The organism is Brevundimonas sp., assembly GCF_027487935.1.
In the GTDB taxonomy this organism is placed as follows: Bacteria; Pseudomonadota; Alphaproteobacteria; order Caulobacterales; family Caulobacteraceae; genus Brevundimonas.
This window is the reverse complement of the sequence record NZ_JAIYCP010000010.1, coordinates 69225-94248: the sequence shown is the minus strand read 5'-3', so window position 1 is coordinate 94248 and position 25024 is coordinate 69225. Positions and strand designations below refer to the sequence as shown.

Annotated in this window: 24 protein-coding genes and 2 tRNA genes; 12 read left to right on the top strand and 14 right to left on the bottom strand. The window is 68.9% G+C overall.

All coding sequences use genetic code 11. From position 1 onward, the window contains the following. Positions 1 to 142 precede the first annotated feature (142 nt). Both Q0053_RS04460 and Q0053_RS04455 read left to right on the top strand, forming a co-directional pair. Positions 143 to 218 (top strand) — tRNA-Ala (locus tag Q0053_RS04460). Between the two features lie 62 nt (positions 219 to 280). Further along, positions 281 to 1273 (top strand): rhodanese-related sulfurtransferase, encoded by a 993-nt coding sequence (locus Q0053_RS04455; RefSeq protein ID WP_298096597.1) that lies wholly within the window; start codon positions 281 to 283, stop codon positions 1271 to 1273. On the opposite strand, the gene Q0053_RS04450 is transcribed toward Q0053_RS04455, so the two are convergent. The 6 genes from Q0053_RS04450 to Q0053_RS04425 all read right to left on the bottom strand — a co-directional run bounded on the left by Q0053_RS04450 (position 1245) and on the right by Q0053_RS04425 (position 6335). After that, positions 1245 to 2729 (bottom strand): DASS family sodium-coupled anion symporter, encoded by a 1485-nt coding sequence (locus Q0053_RS04450; protein ID WP_298096594.1) that lies wholly within the window; start codon positions 2727 to 2729, stop codon positions 1245 to 1247. The two genes, Q0053_RS04455 and Q0053_RS04450, sit on opposite strands and share 29 nt — an antisense overlap. Positions 2730 to 2818: 89 nt before the next feature. Beyond that, positions 2819 to 3091 carry an HPr family phosphocarrier protein gene (locus Q0053_RS04445; RefSeq protein ID WP_298096592.1) on the bottom strand — a complete coding sequence of 91 codons (273 nt, stop codon included), beginning with the start codon at positions 3089 to 3091 and terminating at the stop codon, positions 2819 to 2821. Next, positions 3088 to 3492, bottom strand: a complete 405-nt coding sequence (locus tag Q0053_RS04440; protein ID WP_298096589.1) for a PTS sugar transporter subunit IIA — start codon at positions 3490 to 3492, stop codon at positions 3088 to 3090. The genes Q0053_RS04445 and Q0053_RS04440 overlap by 4 nt, the downstream gene beginning before the upstream one ends. A 98-nt stretch (positions 3493 to 3590) precedes the next feature. Then, positions 3591 to 4022 carry a serine kinase gene (locus Q0053_RS04435; protein WP_298096587.1) on the bottom strand — a complete coding sequence of 144 codons (432 nt, stop codon included), beginning with the start codon at positions 4020 to 4022 and terminating at the stop codon, positions 3591 to 3593. Then, complete coding sequence (locus Q0053_RS04430; RefSeq protein WP_298096584.1) at positions 4019 to 5662, bottom strand: ATP-binding protein; 1644 nt, start codon at positions 5660 to 5662, stop codon at positions 4019 to 4021. Before Q0053_RS04430 ends, Q0053_RS04435 begins: the two co-directional genes overlap by 4 nt. After that, complete coding sequence (locus Q0053_RS04425; protein ID WP_298096582.1) at positions 5631 to 6335, bottom strand: response regulator transcription factor; 705 nt, start codon at positions 6333 to 6335, stop codon at positions 5631 to 5633. The genes Q0053_RS04430 and Q0053_RS04425 overlap by 32 nt, the downstream gene beginning before the upstream one ends. 175 nt (positions 6336 to 6510) lie before the next feature. Here Q0053_RS04425 and Q0053_RS04420 point away from each other — a divergent pair, with 175 nt between their 5' ends. Further along, positions 6511 to 8229, top strand: a complete 1719-nt coding sequence (locus Q0053_RS04420; protein ID WP_298096579.1) for a hypothetical protein — start codon at positions 6511 to 6513, stop codon at positions 8227 to 8229. Positions 8230 to 8267: 38 nt separating this feature from the next. Here the strand turns inward: Q0053_RS04420 and Q0053_RS04415 are convergent, their stop codons facing one another. The 3 genes from Q0053_RS04415 to Q0053_RS04405 form a co-directional block, all read right to left on the bottom strand. Continuing rightward, entirely contained in the window at positions 8268 to 8600 is a 333-nt protein-coding gene (locus Q0053_RS04415) for a zf-TFIIB domain-containing protein (protein ID WP_298096576.1), read from the bottom strand. A gap of 89 nt (positions 8601 to 8689) precedes the next feature. Beyond that, positions 8690 to 10555, bottom strand: coding sequence for a DUF885 family protein (locus Q0053_RS04410; RefSeq protein ID WP_298096573.1), 1866 nt, complete (start codon positions 10553 to 10555; stop codon positions 8690 to 8692). Positions 10556 to 11303: 748 nt separating this feature from the next. Next, positions 11304 to 11750: a VOC family protein gene (locus tag Q0053_RS04405; protein WP_298096909.1), complete on the bottom strand. Its 447-nt coding sequence runs from the start codon at positions 11748 to 11750 to the stop codon at positions 11304 to 11306. 144 nt (positions 11751 to 11894) lie between these two features. Here Q0053_RS04405 and Q0053_RS04400 point away from each other — a divergent pair, with 144 nt between their 5' ends. The 4 genes from Q0053_RS04400 to Q0053_RS04385 all read left to right on the top strand — a co-directional run bounded on the left by Q0053_RS04400 (position 11895) and on the right by Q0053_RS04385 (position 14076). Next, positions 11895 to 12536, top strand: coding sequence for an exopolysaccharide biosynthesis protein (locus Q0053_RS04400; protein WP_298096570.1), 642 nt, complete (start codon positions 11895 to 11897; stop codon positions 12534 to 12536). Between the two features lie 43 nt (positions 12537 to 12579). Beyond that, entirely contained in the window at positions 12580 to 13113 is a 534-nt protein-coding gene (locus Q0053_RS04395; protein WP_298096567.1) for a disulfide bond formation protein B, read from the top strand. Continuing rightward, positions 13091 to 13714 (top strand): demethoxyubiquinone hydroxylase family protein, encoded by a 624-nt coding sequence (locus Q0053_RS04390; RefSeq protein WP_298096564.1) that lies wholly within the window; start codon positions 13091 to 13093, stop codon positions 13712 to 13714. The genes Q0053_RS04395 and Q0053_RS04390 overlap by 23 nt, the downstream gene beginning before the upstream one ends. Positions 13715 to 13782: 68 nt before the next feature. Then, on the top strand, positions 13783 to 14076 hold the full coding sequence (locus Q0053_RS04385; protein ID WP_298096561.1) for a hypothetical protein: 294 nt from the start codon (positions 13783 to 13785) through the stop codon (positions 14074 to 14076). A 3-nt stretch (positions 14077 to 14079) separates the two neighbouring features. On the opposite strand, the gene cobT is transcribed toward Q0053_RS04385, so the two are convergent. Together cobT and ppa are read right to left on the bottom strand one after the other, a co-directional pair. Beyond that, on the bottom strand, positions 14080 to 15951 hold the full coding sequence (gene cobT, locus Q0053_RS04380; RefSeq protein WP_298096558.1) for a cobaltochelatase subunit CobT: 1872 nt from the start codon (positions 15949 to 15951) through the stop codon (positions 14080 to 14082). 37 nt (positions 15952 to 15988) lie between these two features. Further along, entirely contained in the window at positions 15989 to 16555 is a 567-nt protein-coding gene (gene ppa, locus Q0053_RS04375) for an inorganic diphosphatase (RefSeq protein WP_298096555.1), read from the bottom strand. Positions 16556 to 16710: 155 nt separating this feature from the next. Between ppa and Q0053_RS04370 the strand changes: the two genes are divergently transcribed. After that, positions 16711 to 17397: a DUF599 family protein gene (locus tag Q0053_RS04370; RefSeq protein ID WP_298096553.1), complete on the top strand. Its 687-nt coding sequence runs from the start codon at positions 16711 to 16713 to the stop codon at positions 17395 to 17397. 161 nt (positions 17398 to 17558) lie between these two features. Here Q0053_RS04370 and Q0053_RS04365 read toward each other — a convergent pair whose 3' ends face one another. Beyond that, positions 17559 to 18413, bottom strand: coding sequence for an N-formylglutamate amidohydrolase (locus Q0053_RS04365; RefSeq protein ID WP_298096550.1), 855 nt, complete (start codon positions 18411 to 18413; stop codon positions 17559 to 17561). Positions 18414 to 18534: 121 nt separating this feature from the next. Between Q0053_RS04365 and cpdR the strand changes: the two genes are divergently transcribed. From cpdR to scpA, 4 genes are all read left to right on the top strand, one after another. Next, positions 18535 to 18891: a cell cycle two-component system response regulator CpdR gene (gene cpdR / locus Q0053_RS04360; RefSeq protein ID WP_298096547.1), complete on the top strand. Its 357-nt coding sequence runs from the start codon at positions 18535 to 18537 to the stop codon at positions 18889 to 18891. A 133-nt stretch (positions 18892 to 19024) separates the two neighbouring features. Beyond that, positions 19025 to 19099, top strand: a tRNA-Val gene (locus tag Q0053_RS04355). A gap of 82 nt (positions 19100 to 19181) precedes the next feature. Further along, positions 19182 to 20582, top strand: a complete 1401-nt coding sequence (locus Q0053_RS04350) for a methylmalonyl-CoA mutase family protein (protein ID WP_298096545.1) — start codon at positions 19182 to 19184, stop codon at positions 20580 to 20582. Then, positions 20579 to 22720: a methylmalonyl-CoA mutase gene (scpA, locus tag Q0053_RS04345; RefSeq protein ID WP_298096543.1), complete on the top strand. Its 2142-nt coding sequence runs from the start codon at positions 20579 to 20581 to the stop codon at positions 22718 to 22720. The genes Q0053_RS04350 and scpA overlap by 4 nt, the downstream gene beginning before the upstream one ends. Here scpA and Q0053_RS04340 read toward each other — a convergent pair. Next, positions 22717 to 23127: a DUF6491 family protein gene (locus tag Q0053_RS04340; RefSeq protein WP_298096540.1), complete on the bottom strand. Its 411-nt coding sequence runs from the start codon at positions 23125 to 23127 to the stop codon at positions 22717 to 22719. The two genes, scpA and Q0053_RS04340, sit on opposite strands and share 4 nt — an antisense overlap. A gap of 29 nt (positions 23128 to 23156) precedes the next feature. Continuing rightward, the gene (gene mnmD / locus Q0053_RS04335) at positions 23157 to 24974 is read right to left on the bottom strand and encodes a tRNA (5-methylaminomethyl-2-thiouridine)(34)-methyltransferase MnmD (RefSeq protein WP_298096537.1); all 1818 of its coding nucleotides are present in this window, start codon (positions 24972 to 24974) and stop codon (positions 23157 to 23159) included. Positions 24975 to 25024: the final 50 nt, after the last annotated feature.

Sequence of the window (25024 nt, the reverse complement as noted above, 5' to 3'; positions counted from 1 at the left end):
AGCGTGACCGCGTCGCCCGTCCAACGATTCCGCGACGGCAGGCCCTGCCCCCGGGTAGCGGCAACGCCAACCCCGTTGACACTCCCTCTCCGCCCCCCTTATGTCGCGCCCTCGCCTGCACCCCTTCGTCCGGCGGGGTAGGGGGGCCGTAGCTCAGTTGGTAGAGCGCGTCGTTCGCAATGACGAGGTCAGGGGTTCGACTCCCCTCGGCTCCACCACCCTGCTTCGCGCTGGCGCGCTTCGCAGGGCAAGCCCCGATAGTGCGAAACAGGGTGATGCTGTGAACCTTGCCCCGCCATCCGCCCCCATCCGCGTCGCCGCCCTCTACCGGTTCGCGACCATCGCTGACTGCGCCGCCGTGCGCGATCACCTCGACGCCCTGTGCCGGCCGGACGTCCGCGGCACCCTGCTGGTCGCCCGTGAGGGGCTGAACGGCACCATCGCCGGCCCCGGGGCGTCCATCGACCGTGTGCTGACGGGCATCCGCGCCCTGCCCGGTTTCGCTGACCTCGACGTCAAATTCGCAGATGCCGAGGCCATGCCCTTCCACCGGCTGAAGGTCCGGATCAAGCCCGAGATCGTCACCATGGGCCAGCCGGACCTCGACCCGGCCGCCCATGCCGGAACCTATGTCGCGCCCGCGGACTGGAACGCCCTGATCCGGGAGCCGGGCGTCGTCGTGATCGACACCCGCAACGACTATGAGGCCGCCGTCGGGGCCTTCGAGGGGGCGGTCCAGCCCAATACCCGGGCTTTTCGTGACTTCCCCGACTGGTTTCGCGCCGAGGGCCGCGCCCTGCTGGACGGGCCGAGCCCGCCGAAGGTCGCCATGTATTGCACCGGCGGTATCCGCTGCGAAAAGGCCACCGCCTTCCTCAAGGCCGAAGGCGTGCAGGACGTCTTCCATCTGGAGGGCGGCATCCTGCGCTATCTCGAAACGACGCCCGAGGCCGACAGCCTTTGGCAGGGCGAGTGTTTCGTCTTCGATGAACGGGTCGCCGTCGGCCACGGCCTGGCGCCGGGCCGCCACAGCCTGTGCCGGGGCTGCCGCATGCCGGTCAGCCCCGAAGGCCGGACCTCGCCCCGCTATGTCGAGGGGGTCGCTTGCGACCGTTGCGCCGACAGCCGGACCGAAGCCGACCGCGCCCGCTATCTCGAACGGGCGAAACAGGTGGAGATCGCCGCGCGGCGGGGCGTCGCCCACATCGGCGCCGCGGCGACACCGCCGGGGACCGTCCCCGGGTCTACGCCCCCACCAACCGGGGCCCGATGAGGGCCACGACTGTGGCAATGACCAGAATGCCCAGCACGTTCAGCAGGAATCCGATCCGCAGCATTTCGGCCTGTCTTGGTGCGCCGGTGGCATAGGCAATGGCATTGGCCGCTGTGGCGATCGGCAACATGAAGCCGAGGCTGGCCGCAAAGGTCGCCGACACGCCGACGATCAGGGGGTCTGCCCCCGTGGCGCTGACGATCGCGGACAGAACCGGCAGCATCGCCGTCAGGGTGGCGACATTGGAGGCGAGCTCCGAGGCGAACACGGTCGACGCCACAATGACCAGGATGATGGCGACGAGGGGCAGGCCGCCGATCCCCTGGATCTGGCTGCCGATGTAGAGCGTCACCCCCGTGGCCTCCATGGCCGCTGCCATCGACAGACCACCGCCGAACAGAATGGCGATCCCCCACGGAATACGCTCGGCAGAGTCCCAGTCCAGCAGGGCCTCGCCGGGCTTTTCAGGTTTTCCGGCGGGCACAATGAACAACAGGCAGGCCCCGATAATGGCAATCACCATATCGGTCAGGCCGGACAGTCCCGGCAGCTTCGCCAGGGGTTCGCGGAACATCCAGGCCAGGGCGACCCCCAGGAAGATGATCACCAGGCGCATTTCGGCGGCCCGCATCGGCCCCAGGCTGCGGCCTTGCGCCCGGATGGCCTCATGGGCGTCAGCGTCACCCAGATGGCGCGGCAGGCGATAGAAGACCCGGGTCAGCAGCAGCCAGGTCAGCGGGACCAGCACCAGGATGGCGGAGACTCCCATCATCATCCACTGCGGAAAGCTCAGACCGACGCCATTGGCCTCGAGCCACCGCATCCCGATGAGATTGGTCGGCGACCCCACCGGCGTGCCGAGACCGCCGATCGAGGCGCAATAGGCGACCCCCAGAACACAGGCGGCCATGAGTTTGCGCCGTTCCGGCCCGGGGTCGGTTGCAGCGACACAGACCGCCACCGCAATCGGAGTCATCATCAGGGCCGTGGCCGTATTGGAAATCCACATCGACAGCAGTGTGGTGGCCAGCATGAAGCCGCCGACGATCGCAGCGGGGCTTGATCCGACCCGGCTCAGGACGCCAAGGGCGATGCGCCGGTGGAGGCCGGACCGCTCGATCGCCACGGCAATCATGAACCCGCCGACGAACAGGAAGATGATCGGATCCGCATAGGGCGCGGCGGCCTCGATCGGCTTGACGACGCCCATCAACGGCAGAAGCCCGAGCGGCAGCAGGGCCGTGGCCGCGACCGGGATCGCTTCGCTCACCCACCAGATGATCATCAGGGCCAACAGGCTCAGAACCTGCCAGGCCTTGCCGTCCAGACCTGCCGGCGGCCCGAGAACCTGCATCACGACAAACACGACCAGGCCGAGGCCGAGACCCAGACGGGCCCCCAGGACACCGCCCGCGGCATGATCGGTCCGGGGCCCATCAACGGCGGGCTGGGTCATCGGCTTCCCCTGTCAGAGACCCGGCAAAACGGGTCGCCACGCGAACTGTAACCCGGTCCCGGCGTTTGACCATCGCCACGGCGTCGCGGTCAGCTGTCCTCGTCGAATTTCCGGGCGACCAGCTCGACCAGACCGGCCACGGCGGCCCCGGCCTCCGCCCCCTCGGCCGAGATGTCGATGGTGCTGCCGTTGCCGGCCCCCAGCATCAGCAGGCCCATGATCGACAGGGCGTTCACCGTGACGCCGTCGCGGGTGACGTGGATTTCGGCATCGAAGGTCGAGGCCAGTTTGACGAATTTGGCGGAGGCGCGGGCATGCAGGCCGCGGGTGTTGCAGATGTTCGCGGTCGCGAGGACGGTCATTTCTCGCCCTGGAGCACCCAGCTGGCGACCGAGATGTATTTCCGTCCGGCGTCCTGGGCGTGGGCGACGCAAGCCTCCAGCGGCTCGCGGCCGCGCACACTGGCCAGTTTGATCAGCATGGGCAGGTTCAGCCCGGCAATGACCTCGGCGCGGGTCTCTTCCATCACCGAAATGGCCAGGTTGGACGGGGTGCCGCCGAACATGTCGGTCAGCAGGATGACGCCGTCTCCGTCATTGACCGCCCCGGCGGCGTCGACGATGTCGCGACGACGCCGCTCCATGTCGTCCTCGGGCCCGATGCAGATGGCCGCGACCCCGCGCTGGGGTCCCACCACATGTTCCATGGCGGCGAGAAACTCGGAGGCCAGCCCTCCGTGGGTGACAATCACCAGCCCGATCATGAAGGCATTACCAAAGCTCGCGCCCCAAAATTCGCCCCGCGTCCGGTCCCGTTCGGGGCGACCGCAAGCCGGCCGGAATAGCCCAAGTCCGCGCCCGGTTAAAGCGCGGCAATGGCCGCCGCGACCTTTTCGACCGCCGAGGCCTCGAAACCCGTCAGCCTCAGACGCGGCAGGGCCCGGCCCGCGAGCATCCGCGACTCCGGCTCCGGCAGCCGTTCCGGGGCCGGTCCGCCGAGATCCACGGCGAGAACCAGCCGCGCGACGTCCCGGGCACCGGCTCCTGCAATCCCGACCCCGCGCACCTCGATCCGCCCGGCGATCGTCTCCGGGGCGACGGCATAGAGCGCCTCACCCGAGGCGAAGACATGAACCGAGTCATCGGCCACCAGCCGCCAGCCCCGTCCGATCAGTCGCAGCGCCAGATCGCTCTTGCCCGCACCGGAGGGCCCGCTGATCAGGATGGCACGCCAGCCTGCCCCGGGGGCCCATTGCGCCACGGCGGTCGCGTGCAGCGGCTGGGCGGGGGTCATGTCCGGCGGCCGGACGTCGGCACCATGGGCAGGGCGACCTCGAAGCGGGCCCCGACGACACCACCGTCGCCGTCGACACGATTGGCGGCCGTCACCCGCCCGCCGTGCGCCTCGACGATCTGGCGCACGATCGACAGGCCCAGCCCGGAATTGGCCCCGAACGCCGTGCCTCTCGGTCGGGCCGTATAGAACCGCTCGAACACCGTCTCCAGATTCTCCGGCGGAATACCGGGTCCGTCGTCGTCGATCCGCACCCGGATCGGCCGGTCCGGGTCCAGGTCGTCGCGGACCAGCGACAGCCGCACCGTCCCGCCCGGCGGGCTGAACGAGCGGGCGTTGTCGACCAGATTGCGGAACACCTGCCCCAGCGGCCCGTCGCGGCCCATGACCGGGACGCGATCCCCGGCCGGGGCCGTGAAGGTCACATGGGCCTCGCCCGGCTTTACCCCCGCCTCATAGACGCCGACGATCTCGGCCAGCAGCTGGGTCAGGTCGATGGCCCGCGGCCGGTCGCGGTTCAGCTCGGCGTCGAGCCGCGAGGCATTGGAGATGTCGGTGATCAGCCGGTCCAGCCGCCGCACATCCTGTTGCAGCAGATTGGTCAGTTTCTCGCGCTGGGCCGGAGTCTTGACCAGCGGCAGGGTCTCCAGCGCCGAGCGGATCGAGGTCAGGGGATTCTTGATCTCGTGCGAGACATCGGCAGCGAAGGCCTCGATGGCATCCATCCGGTCCGACAGGGTCTCGGTCATCGTCTCCAGCGACCGGGCCAGGTCGCCGATCTCGTCCTTGCGACCCTCCAGATCGGGCAGGGAGATGGCCCGCGCCCTTTGCAGCCGCACCTCATCCGCCGCCGCCGACAGCCGCATCACCGGCCGCGCCACGAACAGATGCATCAGCAGCGACCCGAGCAGGTTCACCGCCAGGGCGACAAGGGCGAAGGGCATCAGGGCCCGGCGCTGGGCGGACAGGGTCTCGTCCACGTCCCCGGCCTCAAGGGTCAGCACGCCCAGAACCTGCTGAACATGCCGCACGGGAATGGAGACGGAGACCACCCGGTCGCCGCTTTCGGACCGGCGCAGTGTCGACTGGGGTTCCCCGGCCAGCGCCTGTTCCACCTCGGCCGCGAGGGCCGAGCGGGCCTCCTCCAACCGGGCGGCGTTGCGGGTCTCGACCTTCGGCGCGGGCGGCGGGACGGGAGAGCCGGCGGGCCGGGCGGGCGGCAGGGCCTGGCCGGGGATCTCCTCGGTCAAGGCATAGCTGTCGGCGACCAGAAGACCGTCGAGGTCGAACAACCGCGCGCGCTGGCCTGCGGGGATGAAATTGTCGAGCAGCAGCAGGGGCACCTTCTCGACGTTGAACTGCGGCATCGGCTCGCCGACCGTGTACTCCTTGTCGGCCAGCACATTGGCCAGCAGTTCGGCCTGGGCGACCAGGGTCTCCTGACGCGACTCGATCAGCCCCCGCTGCCACTCGTTCAGCAACAGGGCCCCGACGAACAGGATCAGCAGGCTCAGCAGGTTGAGCGCGAGAATCAGCCCGCCGAGCCGCGATCCGCTGAAGCGTTTCAGGCGACGGCGCGGTTCAGCCTCTCCCGGCGGGAGCGGCGGATCAGCTTTCGCGGTAGCGGTATCCAACGCCATACAGGGTCTCGATGGCGTCGAACTCGGGGTCGACCACCCGGAACTTCTTCCGCATGCGTTTGACGTGGCTGTCGATGGTGCGGTCATCGACATAGACCTGATCGTCGTAGGCGGCGTCCATCAGGTTGTCGCGGCTCTTCACGAATCCGGGCCGCTGGGCCAGGGCCTGCAGCAGCAGGAACTCGGTCACGGTCAGCTTGACCGGCCGGCCTTCCCAGGTGCTCTCGTGGCGGGCGGGATCCATCGACAGCTTGCCGCGCCGGATCGCCTTGGTGGAGCCTTCGCCCGAGGGCTCGGGCTCGGCCCCGTCGGCGCCGGTCCGGCGCAACAGGGCCTTGACCCGCTCGATGAGCAGACGCTGGCTGAACGGCTTGTGGATATAGTCGTCGGCGCCGAGGTTGAAGCCGAGGATCTCGTCGATCTCCTCGTCCTTGGACGTCAGCATGATGACCGGGATCTGCGAGGTCTGGCGCAGGCGGCGCAGGACTTCCATCCCGTCCATGCGCGGCATCTTCACATCGAGGATGGCCAGATCGGGCGGGCTGGCTTCCAGCGCCTCAAGTCCGGAGGCACCGTCGTGCCAGGCCGTGACCTTGTGGCCATGGCTTTCCAGCGCCAGTGAAACGGAGGCGACGATGTTCTCGTCGTCATCGACCAGGGTGATGTTGGCCAAGTCAGGCTCCTTGCAGACGATTCATTCGCCATCTCAACGCGCGGCAGGCCCCACCGTTCTAGAACATCGTGGAGAGATTACGGCGTAAAACATGGGCTGCGCCGCCTTAATTCACAACGCAACGCGAGCTTAAAGCCTTGGTGCCATGCTCGGGGCTCACCGTGTGAGTGTCCTGATGGCCGGCCCCGTCCACTACGAAGTCTTTATCCGCAAGACCGCGCCGGCCCCCTGGAGCCTCCACATGGCGACCGAGGACCGCGCCGCGGCCGTGCGGACCGCCGAGGACATGCTGGCCGGCAACGGGGCTGTCGCTGTCCGCGTGACCCGGGAAACCCTCGACCCGGACACCATGCTGTTCAAGAGCATGACCGTGCTGACGCGTGGAGCGCCCGAGGTCCAGTCCAGGCGGGCCGGACCCGCTCAGGACGCCGGGCCGCGCTGCTCGGTGCCGCAGGATCTCTACACCCCCCAGGCGCGCGAGACGATCGGCCGGGTGCTGGAGGACTGGCTGGCGCGCCACGGCGTCACGGCTTTCGAACTGCTGCACCGCCCTGATCTGGCCGAAAAGCTGGAAGCCTCGGGCGTCGAGCTTCAGCATGCCATCCAGAAAGTCGCCGTGCCGGAGAGCCAGAACATCGGCCGGCCGGTCCATGAACTGGTACGCTACTACCAGAAACTGTCCGACCAGGCCCTGGAACGGGTCGTCAGCGCCGGGCGTCGCAAGCTGTTCCCGGGCCTCGGGGATTGTTCGATCGCTGACATCGCCGACCGGATGGCCGGCCAGCCGGAGCGGGCCTTCATCATGGCCGGGGTTGTTTGCGGCGCCTTGAAGGACGTGCGCGGTGGCCGCGCCCGCCTCGATCGGCTGATGGACCTGGCGGACCAGGCCCCGCTTCAGGGCGCGCCCCATGCCATGATCATGGTGCCGATCGAACAGCTGCTGTGCGAGCTGCTGACGCTCCGGACCCCCCTGGCCGATGTGCTGGGACCGTCCCTCGACCAGGGCGCATCCCTGGCCGCCGTCGTCCGCATGGTGGCACCCGGCGAGATCAAGGCCCTGGTCTCGCAGAATTCCCGCCTCGCCCTGCAGATACCGGCCATCGACGGCCCCGCCGCGCGCCTCAGCGCCCGGCTCGAGGCGGGTCAGTTTCCGCTGCTCTCCGCCGCCCTGGCCCGCATGATCCTGCGGGAGCTGATGAGCCCGCGCCGTCTGCGCCCCACCGATGCCACCGGCGAGATCGAGATCCTGCGCAGCCTGGCGACGGCCCTGACCATGACCGCCGGGCGATTGTTGACCCTTGAGGAAGTGCAGACCGCCTTCAATGAACGGTCCAGGGCCATTGTCACCACCGACTTCGTTGCCGCCTACGTCGAGCCCTGCACCACCGTCCTGGATGAAGCGGAGGCCCTGACCCGGCTGTGCGAGAACGTCACCGGGACCGCCAACAAACGCTCTGCCGCCGGCTGGCTTTCGGCCTGTGTGGGCTCCTTGCGGTTTGAGAACGAGCTGCGCGCGCCATCCATCACCCAGACCTCTGGTCAGAAGCTGGGCGCGCTGGCCGGGCTCCAGCGCGCGGTCCGGGCCAGCGGTCTGACGGAGCGCGACAATGAGGAAATCAGCGCCGTCATCGGCCGGGTCGGCGGTACCATCGAGGCCGAGGCCCGGATCGTCATGATGGTGGCCCGCTCATCGGCCCCCCTGATGCAGAGATTGCCGGTCCTGCTGCGGCTTGCGGCCGGCGAGACCGCACCCCTGGGACCCGCAGCCGACCGGGCCAGGGTCGAGGCCGTCAAACTGTTCCGCACGCCCGAATGCCGCGCCACCCTGACGGCGGCGCCGGAGAACCTGGCCCCGCTGAAGGGCCTGATGCAGGCCGCCGGCCTGGCGGCCTGATACGGCACCGGTTTCCGGTCTCTCCGGACGCCGCCTGATCAGTCGAAGATGTCGAAGATGCTGTCGCGCTTCTTTTTCTTGTAGCGGTAGTCATCGTCGTCGCGGCTGCGATAGCGCTCATCGCGATAGGCCGGCTGCCCGCCCCAGGGCTGCTGCGGCGGCTGTTGCGGCGGATAGGGCTGGGCCTGCGGTGCCGGTACGGCCTGGGGCGCAGACGCCCGACCGTCCTGCGTCGCCGAGTCCATCAGCTTCTCCAGCTCGCCGCGATCCAGCCAGACCCCGCGGCAGCTGGGGCACATGTCGAACTGTACGCCGCCCCGTTCCAGCGTCTGCATGGCGGCATTGTCATTGGGGCACATCAGCAGCGGCATCGGTGTCTCCTGTTCAGTCCAGAGTTACAGCTAGGGTGCCGCACCCGTTCCGCCAACGCGGCGATCGGCCGCGCCGGCCCGGGGCGGTGTCAGTCCGGCGCGCCACCGCCGCCCGCGATCCAGGCGTCGACCTGGTCCTCCAGCACATCCAGCGGCACCGAACCCGAGCCCAGCACCACGGCATGGAAGTCGCGGATGTCGAACCGGTCACCCAGCGCCGTCTGCGCCCGGGCCCGAAGTTCCATGATCTTCAGCTCGCCGATCTTGTAGCTGGTCGCCTGCCCCGGATTGGTCAGATAGCGCTCGACCTCCTTGACGATGTCGCGCTCGCTCAGCAGCGAATTCCGCCGGAAATAGTCGATCGCCTGTTCGCGGCTCCAGCGTTTGGCGTGCAGCCCCGTATCGGTCACCAGCCGCACCGCCCGCCACAGCTCGGTCGAGAGCCGGCCGAAGTCGGAATAGGGGTCCTCATAGAAGCCCATCTCCTTGCCCAGCCGCTCGGCATACAGCCCCCAGCCCTCGGCATAGGCCCCGTAACCCCCGAACCGGCGGAAGCGCGGCAGCCCCTCCATCTCCTGGGCATAGGCGATCTGGAAATGGTGGCCCGGCGCGCCCTCGTGATAGCTGATCCCCTCGATCTGGGGCTTCAGCACCTGGGTCATGTCCGACAGATTGACGTAGTAGATGCCCGGCCGCGACCCGTCGGGCGCGGGCGAGTTATAGAAGGCGATCGAGGCCGTCGCTTCCCGCCAGGGCTCCACCGCCCGCACCTCCAGCGCCGATTCCGGCAGGTCGCTGAACCACTGCGGGGCCGCCGCCATCACCTGGGCCACGAAGGCGCGGGCGTCGGTCAGATACTGCTCCTTGCCCTCCGGCGTGTTCGGATACTGGAAGCACGGATCGGTCTTCAGCCAGGCGAACATCTCCTGCAGCGAGCCGGTGAAGCCGACCCGGGTCATGATCGTCTGCATCTCGCCCTGCAGCCGCGCCACCTCGGCGAGGCCGAGCTCGTGAATCTGGTCCGCCGTCAGGTCGGTGGTGGTCGAGAGCTGCAGGCGGGCATTGTAGAAGGCCTCGCCCTCGGGCAGCCGCCACACCCCGCCCGCATTGTCCGGCATGGCCTCGGCCTGCGCTCCCACTTCCGCCAGGGCCGTCAGCACGCCCTCATAGCCGCGCCGCCAGGGCCCCGTCAGCGCCGCCCGGCCCTCGGCCAGCAACCGTTCCTTCGTGGCCGCATCGGCTTCAAGCGCGCCCACCTTGCGCTGGAAATCGGCCCAGACCGGATTGTCGGCCCCGTCATCGAACGGCGCGCCTGCGATGATCGCGCCCGTATTGGCGATCGTCGGCTGGAACACGAACACCGGCGAGATCACCCCCGCCGCCGCCCGCGCCCGCAGGGTGGCCGAAATCTCGCCCATCACCCGCTCGGCCTCGATCAGCCGCGCCACATAGGCCTCGGCGTCCGAAACGCTGGTGACGCGGTGGTTGTTGATCATGAAGACCGGCAGGCCCGTCGTCGGATTGCCGTTGGCCGCGAACTGATAGCCCCAGCCGCGCCAGCGGTTCGACAGCCGCGCCTGCTCCACCCCGTACTCAAACAGCCGCCAGGACAGCCGGCTGTCCTCGCTCAGGGTCTGCGGATTGAACTGGTCGTTCAGCTGCAACAGCTGCCGCTCGGCCAGGGCCAACGACCGCGCCGCCGCCGCATCGGTATTGTCGTCCAGCCTGTCGTAATCGGTCTTCAGTCCCAGCGAGGTCATCTGCTGCGGCGACAGGGCGATCCGCTCCTGAAACGCCTGCTCAAAGAAGGCCGCCAGCCGCGCATCCTCGCTCTGCGTCGCAGCCGCCGGGGCCGCATGCCCGGCATGTCCGGCGTGCGGATCCTGCGCCGCCGCAGCGGAAGCCCCCGCCATCAGGGCAAGAACAGCGGCAGACGAAACGAGCAGACGACGCATGGGAACCCTCGGGGAAACTCAGGCCACGACCATCCCTGAGCGAAGCCCGGTGCGCAAGGTGCGGGCCTCACCGAAACCGTGTCTTCCCGCCCCGTATAATCTCGCCCCTCCCGACCCCGTTTTCACCCTTCCCGACCCCTGTCGCCGGAAATCATCCATCGTCCCTCGCGGCGGAGGTAAAATGATCCGTCGCCGCCTCCGAAAAGCGGCGCAGGTCTTTGACAACAAGGATTTACGGCGGCTCCGACGCAGGAGCGGTCGACAGGAACGGCCGCCGGGAAGGCGCTCAACCCGCGCAATTCCGGACCAGCGTCACGCCATTCCGGTACACGATGTCTTCTCGCCCCTTGTACAGGGGTTGAGCCCTTGTGATCCCGGCCGGAACGAAGATCGCTTTTGTCATCCCCGACGGAGCGAAGCGGAGATCGCCCTTGTCATCCCCGACGAAGCGAAGCGGAGATCGCCCTTGTCATCCCCGACGGAGCGAAGCGGAGATCGGGGACGGCAGATGACATCCCCCATGTCCCTCCCGGACAGCCCGCTTGGGCTGAGCCGGGAGACGGGCGGAGGCCTCTCCGGTCTTCGGACTCGCGACGCTGCCCAAGGGGCAAGCCCTGCCTTCTGTGCAATGGCAGCCTTGCTCCCGGCTCAGCCCAGGCGGGCTGTCCGGGAGGTCAATGAAGAGGGTGCCTCAATCGTCCCGGCTCTCCGCTTCGCTTCGGCCGGGATGACAACCGCAATCCCGGACTCACCAGCTCCCGGTGTTGGGCATGGAGATCCAGGGCTCGGCCGGGGTCAGGGCGGCACCCTCCTGCAGCAGTTCGATGGAAATGCCGTCGGGCGAGCGGACGAAGGCCATGCGGCCGTCGCGGGGCGGCCGGTTGATGACGACGCCGCCGTCCATCAGCCGCTGGCAGGCGGCATGGATGTCGCCGACCTTGTAGGCCAGATGGCCGAAATTGCGGCCGCCGGCATAGGGCTGGGGGTCCGGATCCCAGTTGAAGGTGAGTTCAACTTCCGGCGACCGGTCGGCGTCCGACCGGTCCCGGTCCGCCGGGGCGGCCAGGTAGACCAGGGTGAACCGCCCCGCCTCACTCTCGGTCCGCTTCATCTCCTCAAGGCCCAGCAGCTCGCAATAGAAGCGCAGCGAGGCGTCGAGGTCGGTGACCCGGACCATGGTGTGCAGATAGCGCATCGGGATTTCGTCCGGGGGCAGGGGCGGGGGGACGGCCTGTATAGCGACCCTCCGCCGCGACGGCGACTCACCGGCGGTTTCGGGCTGGCGCATCCCCGGCGTTTTCCCGATAACGACCCCGCCTGCCCCGATGAGATCGAGCCCATGATCCAGACCGAGACCCCACACATCGACAATCCGAAACAGAGCTTCACCGCCCTGGTGGCCGGTCTGGCGGCCATGAGCGGGCCTGAGGGCATGACCCTGCGGGAGATCCGCGATGAGCTGGACGAGCGCGGCTTCGGCCTGATGATCCTGATCCTCGCCATCCCCTGCCTGGTGCCGGCCCTGTACGGCGTGCCCCAGATCGTCGGCATCCCGATCCTGCTGCTGGCGGGGCAGATGCTGGCCGGCCGGATCGAGCCCTGGCTGCCCGAGGCCGTCCTGAAGCGCCGGGTTTCAAAGGCCTGGCTGGATCGCATGGCCGACTTCGCCACCAAACGGATGGGCTGGTTCGAACGTCTCTCGCGGCCGCGCCTGACCCTGTTCACGGTCGGCTGGGCCGAACGGGTGGTGGCCCTGTTCATGATCCTCGCGACCGTGACCATCGTCCTGCCCATGACCAATACGGTGCCCTCGGTCGCCCTGACCCTGATGGCCGTGGGGCTGATCCAGCGCGACGGCCTGTTCGTCCTGGCCGGAGCGGCCGTGGCGACCGGCTGGGCCACGGCCCTGGCGACGGTCGCGGTCGGCTTCTACGTCGGCGCCGGCTGGGCCGTCTCGCTGATCGCGCGCTTCGCCGGCTAAGCGCATCGACGCGAGCGTCTGCCCCCGCTATGAACGTCGTCCGATGAGAGGCCTTTATCGACTCCTGACGCGGTGGTGGACCGCCTTCGCCCTTGCGGCCTCGCTCGCCCTGCTGGGCGCGGCGCATGCGTTCGAGCGGTTCGGAGGGCTCGCCCCCTGCAACCTCTGCCTCAAGCAGCGCGAGGTTTACTGGGGTGCGGTCGCCATCGCCCTGGTGGCCACCCTCTGGCATGTGATCAGCCGCGGCAGCCGCGGTACGCCGCGCATCGCCGCCTTCCTGCTCGCCGTAGTCTTCGCGACCGGGGCTGTGACGGCCGTCTTCCACATGGGCGGGGAGATGAAATGGTGGGAACTGCCCGCAACCTGTTCCGGCGGCGGCGACATCAATCTCGAGGGACTGGCCGCCCTGGCGCTCGGCACCGGTCCGGTCGAAAAGATCGTCCTGTGCGACGCGGTGACGTGGCGCTTCCTCGGCCTGTCCATGGCAGGGTGGAACGCCCTGATCTCGACCGCCCTGGCTGTGTTCAGCCTGCTCGCCGCAAAGAGGCCCAAGGATGCCCGCGCTCCCCGAAACTGAGCCCCTCGCGACCGGGCGACCGGAAGCCGATCCGGCAGGCCATCGCCGCATCCCCCTGGCCCGCCCCGGTCGGGGTGCCAGCCAGCGCCGTCGCGCAGAGATCCTGCGCGTCGACCACGCCGGAGAATACGCCGCCGTCCACATCTACCGGGCCCAGCGGGCGGTGTTCGAGGGCCGCGCCGGCCGCGAGAGCATCGCGGCCGACATGGGCGAAATGCAGGCCCAGGAGGCCGTCCACCTGGCCCGGTTCGACGCCCTGCTGAACGCCGAGCGGGTGCGCCCGACCATCATGACGCCGGTCTGGCGGCTGGCTGCCCTGGCGCTGGGGACCGGCACGGCCCTCATGGGCGAGAAGGCCGCCCACGCCTGCACAGAGGCGGTCGAGAGCGTGATCGGGGAGCACTACGCCGATCAGATCGCCGAACTGAAGGATCGGGATCCGGCCTTGGCTGCCGAGCTGTCGGTCTTTCGCGATGAGGAACTGGCCCACCATGACCACGCCGTCTCCCATGGCAGCCGGGACGCGCCGGGTTACGATCTGCTGAGCACGGTGATCAAGGCCGGCTGCCGGGCGGCCATCAAGATCAGCGAACGCTTCTGATCTCCCGCCCGGGTTGCGAAGTTCGACCTGTGCGGCAATATTCTGACAAAAGGTCGCTGGAGAGCCTGATGTTGTCGCCCGTCGTTTTGTTCGCCTCTCTCGCCCTTGTGCAGCAGGCGCCCGCGGCTCCCGCCACCGCTCAACCGGCCCCGGGCGCCCAGACCGAGGCTTCCGCAACGCCGCCTGCCGGTGCCGCCCGACCGGCCGCGGCCACCGCCCAGGTCTGCCGGACCGAGGCTGTGACCGGCTCGCGCTTCGGCCGCCGGGTCTGCCGCAGCGCGGTCCAGACCGACGAGGATCGCGCCGCCAGCCGCGAGATGCTCCGTCAGATGCAGGGGGCCCGGGTCCCGCCGTCGGGCTGAGGCTCACGCCGCCTTGCGCCGGCGACCGGGTGCCGCCTTCGGCTCACCCTCGAAAAGCTCGGCCAGTTTCTCGGTCATCACACCGGCCAGTTGCTCGACGTCGACGATGGTGACCGCCCGTCGATACCAGCGGGTGACGTCATGGCCGATGCCGATAGCGATCAGCTCGACCGGCGAGCGCGTCTCGATCTCGGCAATCACCTGCCTCAGATGCTTGTCCAGATAGAGGGCGGCATTGGCCGACTGGGTGGAATCGTCGACGGGCGAACCGTCCGAAATGACCATCAGTATGCGCCGCGCCTCCGTCCGGCCCAGCAGCCGTTCGTGCGCCCAGGTCAGGGCCTCGCCGTCGATGTTTTCCTTCAGCAGCCCTTCGCGCATCATCAGGCCGAGGTTCTTCTTGGCCCGCCGCCAGGGCGAATCCGCCGCCTTGTAGATGATGTGGCGCAGGTCATTCAGCCGCCCGGGACTGGCCGGCTTGCCCGCCGTGATCCAGGCCTCACGCGCCTGCCCGCCCTTCCAGGCGCGGGTGGTGAACCCCAGGATCTCGACCTTGACCCCGCACCGCTCCAGCGTCCGCGCCAGAATGTCGGCGCAGACCGCCGCCACCATGATCGGTCGCCCGCGCATCGAACCGGAATTGTCCAGCAACAGCGTCACCACCGTATCGCGGAACGGGCTTTCGCTCTCGGCCTTGAAGCTCAGCGGACTGGTGGGATCGGTGATGATCCGGGTCAGGCGGGCCGTGTCCAGCACCCCTTCCTCAAGGTCAAAATGCCAGCTGCGGTTCTGCTGCGCCATCAGCCGGCGCTGCAGCTTGTTGGCCAGTCGCGAGACGACCGAGGACAGGGCCGTCAGCTGTTGGTCCAGCAGGGCGCGCAGTCGCTCCAGTTCATGGGGGTCGCACAGATCGGCGGCGTCGATCACCTCGTCAAAGGCGGTGGTGAAGACCCGGTAGGCATCAATGCTCCGACCATCGTCGGCCGTCTGCTGCCGGTTGGGCAGGGCCCCCTCATTGACGTCAGGCCCTTCGTCCGAGGCCTCTCCTTCGGGGTCGCCGGCCGAGCCGTCGGGCCGGGCCTCACGCTCATCGCCCTGCGACGAGTCATCTGCGGAGCCATCCATGGTCTGGCCTTCGCCGCCGCCGGCGTCGTCTTCCTCATCCTGATCATCGGCGGCATCCGGCGACCGGGGATCGGCCTCGTCCTCCCCCTGTTCGTCCGAGACGTCATCGCCGCGCCCGTCACCGGGATCGAGATCCAGCGCCCGCAGCACGTCCTTCAGCCGGGTCGCGAAGGCGACCTGGTCGTCGGCCACCTCGGCCAGGGCGTTGAGTTTGGCCCCGGCCTTGTCCTCCATGGACGTGCGGACGAGATCCAGCATGGCGGCGGCACCGTCCGGCGCGCGCTGGCCGGTCAGACGCTCGCGCACCAGCAGGGCCACCGCCTCGGCCACGGGCACCCGCTCAGCCTCGGTGACCCTCAGGGCCCCCATCTTTTCCAGCCGGGTCAGGAGGGCCGCACCCATATTGGCCCGCACCCCGGCCAGGGACTGCGAGCCGACCGCCTCGACCCGCGCCTGCTCCACCGCCTCGAAAACATCCGCGGCCAGGCTGTCGAGCGGCCGCAGCCGGGCGTGCAGGGTCTCATCGTGATTGGCCAGCCGCAGCGCCAGCCGGTCGGCCTGGCCGCGCAGGGTCGCGCTCTCGGGCCCACCCGGATCGCGCGGCGGGTGTGGCAGGGTCAGGACACCGTTGGAAAGCTTCGGCCCGTCTGAGCCGAACACCACCTCAAGCTCGGACTGCTCCGCCAGCGCCCGCGCCGCATGGGCGAGGGCGCGCTTGAAGACGTCTGCGGGGGTCTCGGCGGCGGCCATGGATTTCCCTAGCCGGTCGCTATCGGTCGCGAAAGGCTCAGGCCGCGTTGGCGGCTTTGGAGGCGGCGGCCTTCAGCTTTTCCTGATGCGCCCGCATGCCGGTGGCGATCAGTTCGGCGGCCTCGCCGGCGTCGCCCCAACCCTTGACCGTGACCGACTTGTTCTTCTCCAGATCCTTGTAGCGGGTGAAGAAATGCTCGATCTGCTCGACCATGATGGTCGGCAACTGACGGTAGCTGGCGATGTCGGTGTAATAGGGGTTCAGCTTGTCGACCGGCACGGCGAGGATCTTCTCGTCGCCTCCGGCCTCGTCTTCCATCTTCAGCACGCCGATCGGGCGCGAGCGGATGATACAGCCCGGCACCACCGGCGTCGGATTCAGCACGATCACATCGCAGGGATCACCGTCGTCCGACAGGGTGTGCGGGATGAAGCCGTAGTTGCCGGGATAGTACATCGCCGTGTGCAGGAAGCGGTCGACGAACAGGGCACCGGACGCCTTGTCCATCTCGTATTTCACCGGCAGCCCCCCTTGCGGGATCTCGATGATGACATTGACGTCCCAGGGCGGATTGGGGCCGACGGGAATGGCGTCGATATTCATGGCGCGCTCGATTATTGTGCAGTGCGATACGAAAGTGGCGGGCGTGATAGGCGCGGGTCGCGGCGGAAGCAAGGCGGGAGGCGCCGCGCCTGACACACGCCGCTTGAGCGCGAGGCCCCGGTGCCTCACGGTGCCGGTGTGATGAGGAGGCTGCGATGACACTGTTCGACTGGCTGGCGCTGGCTCTCTTTATGCTCTGCTGGCTCGGCTATGGCCCGCTTCTGACCCTCCTGGCCCAACGCAGCGGTACTCTGAACGCTGACATGCTGGTCGTTCGCCGGGTGTGGATGACGGCCATGACTCACCGTGAGATCCGTCTCGTCGACAGCAATCTTTTGGGCCACACGATCAATTCCGGCGGCTTTTTCGCCTCGACCAACCTGCTGCTCATCGCGGCCGTGGCCAGCGTCCTGTTCGGTGGGGAACAGGCGATGCAGGGGTTCGCCTCGGTCGGTGCGGAGGCCGTACCGACGAAGCTGCTGGTCGCCAAGCTGGCCCTGGTACTGCTCTGCCTCGCCCGCGGACTGCTGGATTTCATCTGGTCGATCAGACAGTTGAACTACGCCCTGGCCCTGATCGGTGCCGCGCCCGAGGTGCATACCGAGGCCGACCGGGTCGCGCTCGGCGACGCCGCCGCCGATCTGCTGAACCCGGCGCTGAATGCCTTCAGCCAGGGCGTGCGAGGCTACTATTTCGCCCTGGCGGCGGCGGCCTGGCTGTTCGGACCGCTCTGGCTGGCGCTCGGCGTGGCAGCCGCATTCTGGCTGATGGTCTGGCGACAGGCCGGATCACCGGCTGCGCGCGCCATTCGCAGCGCCCGCCGGCTGCTGGAGCGGACCTGAGCCGTCCGGCGGCCAGGTATTTCTTGAACGCAGTTGCGAGATAAACGCTTGACGATTTGTGCGCTGCAACCTAGCTTGAGGTCTGACGCTTTCGGGCGTCGTGCCCGTCTGGGCGTTTCCTCCCTATAGACTTCATGCCGCGCCTTCGGGCGCGGCTTTTTTTATGCCCCCGCCAACAGGTCAGCGATGACCCGCGCCACGCCCTTTTCCGTGCGCGACCAGCCGGGTCCCGGTGCCCGGGCCTGCTCGTCGAAATAAAGGGCCCGGTTCAGCTCGATCTGGATGGCGTGAAATCCCTCGGACGGACGTCCCCATCGCTGGGTGGTCCAGCCCCCGGCATAGGGCTGGTTCAGCGCCACCCGCCAGCCCAGGGCCTCGAACGCCCGGCGCAGACGTCGAGTCAGCCCGGCCTCGCAGGACGACCCGTGACGGTCACCGAGGACCACATCCGGCCCTCGGGCCCCGCCCACGCCTTGCGTGGCCCGCGCGGGCATCGAATGCCAGTCGACCAGCACGGCCTCGCCATGTCGCGCCCGCGCCGCCTCCATTCCGGCGGCAAGCTGCTGATGATAGGGCGAATGCGCTCGCAGAATCCGGTCATGGGCCTCGGCCAGCGACAGACGCCGGTCATAGAGTGCCCGCCCGTCGCCCGCCAGCCGGGGAATGACGCCATACCCCGCTGCCGTCCGGGCCGAAACCGGTCCATCGGCGAGGCCTTCGATCAGGACAGGGTCCAGATCGGCCGGATCACGGTTCAGATCGACCCAGGCGCGGCCGAACCGGCCGAGGACCACCATCGCACCCCCGGCAACGCCGGATGCGATCAGCCGATCCACCAGGGCGTCCTCGGCGCTGCGCAAGCCGGCCTCGTCCAGAGCCGGATCGCGGCCCATCTCCGGCGGATAGATCGTACCCGAATGGGGTGAGGCGAAGACAAAGCGACCGGGTGTCTGCGGACGCAGAACGACAGACGCCTCACCACCCTCGACCTCCGTTTCGCCCCGGTTCTCATCCATGCTGATGCCTTACCCTTTTTCACCCCGGCCTTCACAGCCGGTGGCCGCCCGGAACCCCTGATTTTCATGGCGGGTTTACCAGTCGCGGCGTAGCCTTCCGGAAAGACCATCGGGGAACGACATGGCGCGCATTCTACTGGCCGAGGACGATCACTCGCTCCGCGGCTTCCTGACCCGGGCGCTCGAACGCGCCGGCCATTCCGTGGTCGATTGCGAGAATGGCGACGACGCCATCGAGGCGCTGGATCAGGGTCCGTGGGACCTGCTGCTGACCGACATCGTCATGCCCGGTGCCGACGGGATCGAGGTGGCTCGCGTCGCCGCCGCCCGCCAGCCCGGCATACGCATCATGTTCATCACCGGCTTCGCCGCCGTGGCCCTGTCGGCCGCCCAGGCCAGCCCCCAGGCCAAGGTGCTGGCCAAACCCGTCCACCTGCGTGACCTGGTCGGTGAGGTCGAGCGGATGGTCGCCGCCTGATTTCAAACCGCACCGGGTCGAAAAGGCGCAGCCATTTGACCGCAGCCCTCCGGGAAAGCCCCTTGCGGTCGGCGGGTCCCAGGGGTTATAGACCCGTCCTTCCCGTTCCGGACCCGTCTGGAACCGTCTTGGCGGATGCGTAGCTCAGCGGGAGAGCACCTCGTTGACATCGAGGGGGTCACAGGTTCAATCCCTGTCGCGTCCACCATTCCTTTCCCTGCGGTCCTGGATGCCTCCGGTGACGACGACCGGGCTGGACCGGAACGGCGCGGCGACGCATTACAGGCCTCATGTCCGACCTGTTTCCCGACCCCTCCCCTGCCGACTGGCGCGGTCTGGCCGAAAAGGCCCTGAAGGGCCGATCGCTGGAAAGTCTGGTTCACCTCGACTCCGACGGCCTGGCGATCCGGCCCCTCTATGCCGCCGCGACCGGTGGTGCGGCCCTGTCGGCGCCCCGACCGTCAGATGCCGAGGGACGCGCCTGGGATGTCCGGACCCTGGTCGAGGGCGAAGACCCGGCGACCGTCAACACCGCCGTCCTCGCCGACCTTGTGGGCGGGGCGGCCTCGGTGCTGCTGAAGGGGGCCGTTCTGGCCGACTCCGAACCCCTCGGCCGCGCGCTGGACGGCGTCGCCCTGGAGCTGGCACCGGTCGGACTGGACGCCGGGATTGACGGACCGGAGGCGGCCAATGCGCTGGCGGTTGCGGCCAAGGGCTCACCCCGCGCCCGGCTCATGTTTCACATGGACCCGCTCTCGGCCTTCGCGGAAGCCGGCATGGCCCCGCGAGCGATCGACGAACATCTGCTGCTGGCCGCCAATACGGCGGCCCGCCATGCCGGAGCCTATCCCGAGGCGACCTTCTTTCTGGCCGGCGGGCGCGTCGTGCACGAGGCGGGCGGGTCGATCGGACAGGAACTGGGGTTTGCCGCGGCCAACGCCGCAGCCCTCGTCAAGGCCGCGGTGGCGGCGGGCATGACGGTCGAGGCAGCGCTGAAGGGCACCGTCCTCGGCGTCTCGCTGGATCAGGAATACTTTGACGGCCTCGCCAAGGTCAGGGCCCTGCGGCTGATGTGGCGTACCCTCACGCGGGCCTTCGGGATCGAGACTCCGGCCGTGATCGAGGCGCGATCCTCGCGGCGGATGCTGTCGGCGCACGATCCCTGGCCCAACCTGCTGCGCCTGGCGGCCGCGGGTTATGCCGGGGCGGTCGGCGGGGCCGACGCCGTGGTGCTGGACGGTCTTTCCCGCGCCAATGGCCGTTCCGACGCCTTCGCCCGGCGGCAGGCCCGCAACACCCAGGCCGTGCTGATGGAAGAAGCCCATCTCGGCCGGGTCGATGATCCGGCCGCCGGGTCGTGGTTCCTCGACGCCCGCACCCGGGATCTCGCGGAGGCCGGATGGGCCGAGTTCCAGCGGATCGAGGGCGAGGGCGGGCTGATCGGCTCCCTGAGGGCCGGCAGCCTGCAGGGCCGCGTGGCCGCCGCCCGCGCCGAACGCGAAGCCGCACTGGCGACCGGCGCCTCCCAGCTGGTGGGGGTGACGAAATTCGTCGATCCCGCGCCCCGGCCTGCGCCGTTTGAGGCGGATCCCGCCCCGGTCTACCCCGGCGGCGGCGACGTTTGCGATCCATTGATCCCGATCCGCTTCGCCGCGCCGTTCGAGACGCAGCAGCGGGAGGCCGGCCAATGAGCTTCCCCGATTTCGCAAAGGTCCAGCTCGACCTCGGCCCGACCGGTCCCGGTCCTGCACGTGACGCCTGGCAGACGCCCGAGGGCTTGACCGTCGCGACCGCCTATGGTCCCGACGCCATCGAGGGGCTCGACTTCATCCACGGCCTGCCCGGCATCGCCCCCTTTGTGCGTGGCCCCTATCCGACCATGTATGCGGGTAATCCCTGGACCATCCGCCAGTATGCCGGCTTCTCGACCGCCGAGGCATCCAACGCCTTCTATCGCCGCAACCTCGCCGCCGGTCAGAAGGGGCTGTCGATCGCCTTCGACCTGGCGACCCACCGGGGTTATGACTCAGACCACCCGCGGGTGAAGGGCGATGTCGGCATGGCCGGCGTGGCCATCGACAGCATCCATGACATGCGTACCCTGTTCGACGGCATTCCGCTGGACCAGATGTCGGTGTCGATGACCATGAACGGCGCCGTCCTGCCGATCCTGGCCCTCTATGTCGTCGCCGCCGAGGAACAGGGCGTGCCGCACGCGGCCCTGACCGGGACCATCCAGAACGACATCCTCAAGGAGTTCATGGTCCGCAACACCTACATCTATCCGCCAGAACCCTCGATGCGGATCGTGTCGGACATCTTCGCCTGGACCGCAGAGCACACGCCGAAATTCAACTCCATCTCGATCAGCGGCTACCATATGCAGGAGGCCGGGGCCTCGGCCGATCTGGAGCTGGCCTACACCCTCGCCGACGGCGTCGAATATCTGAAGGCGGGCGTGGCGGCGGGCATGGACGTGGACCGGTTCGCGCCCCGGCTCAGCTTCTTCTGGGCCATCGGCATGAACTATTTCATGGAGGTGGCCAAGCTGCGCGCCGGTCGCCTGCTGTGGGCCGAGGCCGTGTCGAAATTCGGCGCAAAGGACCCCCGCTCCCTGTCGCTGCGCGCCCACTGCCAGACCTCCGGCTGGTCGCTGGCGGCGCAGGATGTGTTCAACAATGTGCCCCGCACCATGGTCGAGGCCATGGCCGCGGCCGGCGGCCAGACCCAGAGCCTGCACACCAATGCCCTGGACGAGGCCCTGGCCCTGCCGACCGACTTCTCGGCCCGGATCGCCCGCAACACCCAGCTGCTGCTGCAGATGGAGACCGGCCTGACGAAGGTCATCGATCCCTGGGGCGGCAGCTTCTATGTCGAACGCCTGACACACGAACTGGCCAGCAAGGCCCGCGTCCTGATGGCCGAGGTCGAGGCCCTGGGCGGCATGGCAAAGGCCATCGAGGCCGGCGTGCCCAAGATGCGGATCGAGGAAGCCGCGGCCCGGACGCAGGCGCGGATCGACACGGGCCAGCAGACCGTCGTGGGGGTGAACCGCTATCTGTCAGACGCGGTCGACGATATCCCCATGCTCAAGGTCGACAACGCCGCCGTGCTCGCGGCCCAGATCGACAAGCTGAAACGCCTGCGCGCCGAACGCGATGAGGCGAAGACGCAGGCCGCCCTCGACGCCCTGACCGAGGGCGCCAGGGGGAATGCCAATCTGCTCGAACTGTCGGTCCGGGCGGCCCGCGCCTTTGCGACCGTCGGCGAGATTTCCGATGCGCTGGAAGCCGCCTTCGGCCGCCATGTGGCGACGGTGAAGACCGCGCGCGGCGTCTATGCCCGCGAGGCCGGGAACGATCCGAAGATCTCACGCGCGCGCGACATGGTCGCCGCCTTCGTCGACAACGACGGGGGACCGCCGCGCATCCTGATCGCCAAGCTTGGCCAGGACGGCCACGACCGGGGCCAGAAGGTCATCGCCACCGCCTATGGCGACCTGGGACTTGAGGCCACCGCCGGGGCGCTGTTCCAGACCCCGGCCGAGGCCGCACGCGACGCCGTGGCCGCCAATGTCCACGCTGTCGGTGCCTCATCCCTGGCAGCCGGCCACCTGACGCTCGTGCCGGAACTCAAGGCCGAGCTGGAGAAGCTGGGACGTCCCGACATCATGATCGTGGTCGGCGGCGTCATCCCGCCGTCGGACATCCAGACCCTGATCGACATGGGTGCCGCCGCCGTCTATCCGCCCGGCTCGGTGGTCGCCGACACAGCCATCGATCTGATCGACAAGCTCAACCAGCGCCTCGGCTACGCCCAGAGACTCTAGGGCCGGTGACGCGGTGGCAGGGCGGCGATCTCTTCGGCCGTCAGTTTGCGGCTGACCCGAACGCGGCAGACCGAGGTCTGGGACGTCGATCCCGGCACCACGATCCGGGCCCAGTCGTCCGTGCACAGCCGCTCGCTGACCATGCCGCCGTCCGGAATCAGGGCCATCTGGACGGCAAAATCCATGTCCGGGCAGCCGCCGACGGCGTTCAGCTCATAGACGTCGTTACGGCCCACCCGCAGGAAGACCTGATCCGGGCGGCCCTGTTTGAAATTATCGACCTGGCGGACGCTGAAACACTGGCGGGCGCGCGGCGGCGCGGCTCCGGCCATGTCGTCGCCCGCGACAGGCGCGCAGGACGCCGCAAACGTCAGGAGGCCGAGAGCGGCGAAGGCGAGGGTGCGCATGGGGTTGGTCTCCTCAAGGAACCGGACGCTCAAACCTCCACCCTGCCGACCGGTTGCGCAAGGGTCGCAAGGGCGGCGGTTCGCAAGGGCGAGATACGGGTGGCCAGGTCTGCCGGCAATGGCGACGGTGCCCCCGTCGCCAGGGCCGCGACGTGCTCGGCCAGCAGGGGCGCAACGCAGAAGCCGCGCGAACCAAGCCCGCCGAGCATGAACAGGCCGTCGGTGCCCGGCACCGCCCCGGCCAGCGGCAGCCGGTCAGGCGTGGTCGCGCGCACCGCCGTCCGGGCCTGAACCGGACCGGCCGCTGCGATCCGCGCCGCCAACTCCGGCAGACGGGACGCGACCGTCTCCAGATTGCGCGCCGTGGCCTCGTCCGAGGGCCCGCCGTCGGTCTCGCCCCGGTCATGGGTCGCGCCAAACAGCAGGCCGGACCCCGTTGGAACGGCATAGCCCCCCCAGGCGACCGGGCCTGTCTGAACACCCTCTACCCAATTCGCCTGACCGCGGACCGGTGCCAGCGCCAGACACGGGATCAGCCCCGCGCTCCCCCAGCCGGCCGCGACCACCACGATCCCGGCCTCCAGGACGACGGCGTCTGTCGCATCCCGCAGCTGCCAGCCGCCTTCGGTCGCCTCGATCCGTACAACGGTGGCGGTGATCCGTTCCGCCGGACCCAGCCAGGCCTCAAGCACGGCGGCAGGTCGGACCGCCATGGCATCGCGCATCCACAGGCCGCCGCACCCCACCGGCTCGCCCAGACCGGCGGCGCAGGCGGCGGCATCGCGAACCTCCATCGCCCCGTCGGCCCAGATCGGCTGACCCGCGACCCTGGCGTAGCGCACGGCGTCACGGGGCATCTGTTCAAGCTGGAGCACGCCTGTCCCGACCACGGCTCCGGGCAGGGGGGCGTACAGGGCCGCCGCCCGCGACAGCGCCTGGGCATGGAGCGCGGCGATCCCGGCATCCCCGGCATCGAGCCGCGGGGTCACAAGCGCCGTGGGAAAGCCGGAGGCTCCGGCACCGGACCCCTCGGCCTCAATCACCGTCGCTGGCACGCCGAGCGCGGCGAAGGCCCGCACCAGCGCTGCCCCCGCGATCCCGGCCCCGATCACCGCCACCGACGGGATCCGGGGTGAGTCGGCGGCGGGGCCCGGCAGGCGCGCTTCCAGCCGTTCCCGCTTTCGTCCGTGGCCCGGGCGCTTGTCGACGGAGAAGCCCCGCCCGGACAGCCCCCGGCGTACGGCTCCGGCAACCGTGAAGGTCGCGGCCCGTGCACCCGGAGCCGATCGGGCCGCGATGCCGTCCAGCACCGCGTCCGACCACATCTCCGGATTGGTCGAGGGTGCAAAACCGTCGAGGAACCAGGCGTCCGCCTGTCCCGTCCACTGCGACAGGGCCCAGCCGACATCGCCGATCGCCAGGTCCAGCGTTGCATTGAAGTCGGGCAGGTCAAGGCGATGAAACCCCGGCGTCGCCTGGGGCCACACATCCAGCAGCGCCTGCGTCACGCTGGCCAGTTCCGGCCAGGCTTCCAGGGCGCGCCCGGCCTCTTCGCGGCCCAGCGGGAAGCCTTCCACCGAGAAGACGCTCAAATGCCCCTCAGCCGGCCCCTCACGACGCCACAGGTCCAGCAGGGCCGCAATGTTCAGCCCCGTGCCGAACCCCAGTTCAGCCACACAAAATCGACGGCGCCCCGCCCATGCCGTCGGCAGGCCGCACCCCGCGAGGAAGACCGCGCGCGCTTCGGCCAACCCGTCCTGCTGCGAGAAATAGACATCGCCGAATCGCCCCGAACGCGGCGAACCGTCCTCAGTCCAGATCAGTTGGGGCGCGCGGTCTTCAACCATTGGCCACGGCCTATACGGCCTGGGCTGCGGCGCAACGAAAAAGGACCGCT

Bases quoted from the DNA above. Each gene is read 5' to 3' on its own strand.
- Q0053_RS04450 (WP_298096594.1), bottom strand. From the start codon at position 2,729: ATGACCCAGCCCGCCGTTGATGGGCCCCGGACCGATCATGCCGCGGGC.
- Q0053_RS04445 (WP_298096592.1), bottom strand. From the start codon at position 3,091: ATGACCGTCCTCGCGACCGCGAACATCTGCAACACCCGCGGCCTGCAT.
- Q0053_RS04440 (WP_298096589.1), bottom strand. From the start codon at position 3,492: ATGATCGGGCTGGTGATTGTCACCCACGGAGGGCTGGCCTCCGAGTTT.
- Q0053_RS04435 (WP_298096587.1), bottom strand. From the start codon at position 4,022: ATGACCCCCGCCCAGCCGCTGCACGCGACCGCCGTGGCGCAATGGGCC.
- Q0053_RS04430 (WP_298096584.1), bottom strand. From the start codon at position 5,662: ATGGCGTTGGATACCGCTACCGCGAAAGCTGATCCGCCGCTCCCGCCG.
- Q0053_RS04420 (WP_298096579.1), top strand. From the start codon at position 6,511: ATGGCCGGCCCCGTCCACTACGAAGTCTTTATCCGCAAGACCGCGCCG.
- Q0053_RS04415 (WP_298096576.1), bottom strand. From the start codon at position 8,600: ATGCCGCTGCTGATGTGCCCCAATGACAATGCCGCCATGCAGACGCTG.
- Q0053_RS04410 (WP_298096573.1), bottom strand. From the start codon at position 10,555: ATGCGTCGTCTGCTCGTTTCGTCTGCCGCTGTTCTTGCCCTGATGGCG.
- Q0053_RS04405 (WP_298096909.1), bottom strand. From the start codon at position 11,750: ATGCGCTATCTGCACACCATGGTCCGGGTCACCGACCTCGACGCCTCG.
- Q0053_RS04400 (WP_298096570.1), top strand. From the start codon at position 11,895: ATGATCCAGACCGAGACCCCACACATCGACAATCCGAAACAGAGCTTC.
- Q0053_RS04395 (WP_298096567.1), top strand. From the start codon at position 12,580: ATGAGAGGCCTTTATCGACTCCTGACGCGGTGGTGGACCGCCTTCGCC.
- Q0053_RS04390 (WP_298096564.1), top strand. From the start codon at position 13,091: ATGCCCGCGCTCCCCGAAACTGAGCCCCTCGCGACCGGGCGACCGGAA.
- Q0053_RS04385 (WP_298096561.1), top strand. From the start codon at position 13,783: ATGTTGTCGCCCGTCGTTTTGTTCGCCTCTCTCGCCCTTGTGCAGCAG.
- cobT (WP_298096558.1), bottom strand. From the start codon at position 15,951: ATGGCCGCCGCCGAGACCCCCGCAGACGTCTTCAAGCGCGCCCTCGCC.
- ppa (WP_298096555.1), bottom strand. From the start codon at position 16,555: ATGAATATCGACGCCATTCCCGTCGGCCCCAATCCGCCCTGGGACGTC.
- Q0053_RS04370 (WP_298096553.1), top strand. From the start codon at position 16,711: ATGACACTGTTCGACTGGCTGGCGCTGGCTCTCTTTATGCTCTGCTGG.
- Q0053_RS04365 (WP_298096550.1), bottom strand. From the start codon at position 18,413: ATGGATGAGAACCGGGGCGAAACGGAGGTCGAGGGTGGTGAGGCGTCT.
- cpdR (WP_298096547.1), top strand. From the start codon at position 18,535: ATGGCGCGCATTCTACTGGCCGAGGACGATCACTCGCTCCGCGGCTTC.
- Q0053_RS04350 (WP_298096545.1), top strand. From the start codon at position 19,182: ATGTCCGACCTGTTTCCCGACCCCTCCCCTGCCGACTGGCGCGGTCTG.
- scpA (WP_298096543.1), top strand. From the start codon at position 20,579: ATGAGCTTCCCCGATTTCGCAAAGGTCCAGCTCGACCTCGGCCCGACC.
- Q0053_RS04340 (WP_298096540.1), bottom strand. From the start codon at position 23,127: ATGCGCACCCTCGCCTTCGCCGCTCTCGGCCTCCTGACGTTTGCGGCG.
- mnmD (WP_298096537.1), bottom strand. From the start codon at position 24,974: ATGGTTGAAGACCGCGCGCCCCAACTGATCTGGACTGAGGACGGTTCG.